At 55.1% G+C, this 715-nt stretch carries 1 protein-coding gene; it reads left to right on the plus strand.

Annotated features, from left to right (window positions below; translation table 11 throughout):
• Window positions 1–481: glutamate ligase domain-containing protein (locus J5224_RS32745; RefSeq protein WP_319802538.1), on the plus strand; the 481-nt coding region annotated here is incomplete at its 5' end.
• Window positions 482–715 lie beyond the last annotated feature (234 nt).

The raw sequence follows: 715 nt of genomic DNA on the forward strand, positions 1-715 counted from the left end.
GCTGGGCGGATTTATCAACGCCCGTCGCCGCCTTGAACTACGCGGCACCGTCAACAACATTAGCGTCTACGACGATTTTGCACACCACCCAACGGCGATCCTTGCCACGTTGGCCGCATTACGCAGCAAAGTGGGCGGAACGGCACGCATTTTGGCCGTGCTGGAGCCACGCTCTAACACCATGAAAATGGGCGTTATCAAGAATGAGCTAGCCCCGTCATTAGGCCGTGCAGACGAGGTGTTCCTGTTCCAGCCGCAGCACATTCCGTGGCAGGTGGTTGAAGTGGCTGATGCCTGTGTGCAGCCGGCGCACTGGAGCGCGGATATCGACACGCTGGTAGAGATGATCGCCAAAACCGCTCAACCGGGTGACCATATTCTGGTGATGAGTAACGGCGGGTTCGGCAATATTCACAACACGCTGCTGGCGGCGTTGGAGAAGAAAGCAGCATCCGCGCAGGATGAAAGCGACGAGCGGTAAAACAGAACTAAAGCCAAAAGGACGGCTTTTCGTCCTTCGAGGTTGCTGATAAACCGACCTAAAACAGCGACACTCACCTCTCTCTGTCATCCTCGGCGCAAGCCGGGGATCTCTGCCAGAAGAAACGCGTTTCACCTGCAAGAGATTCCCGCCTTCGCGGGAATGACAGAACGTCAAAAAGGACGGTTTCCCGTCCTTTTTTCGTTGATGCGTTTAGTATGGTTTACACATTAC

The organism is Candidatus Symbiopectobacterium sp. NZEC135, from assembly GCF_025962695.1.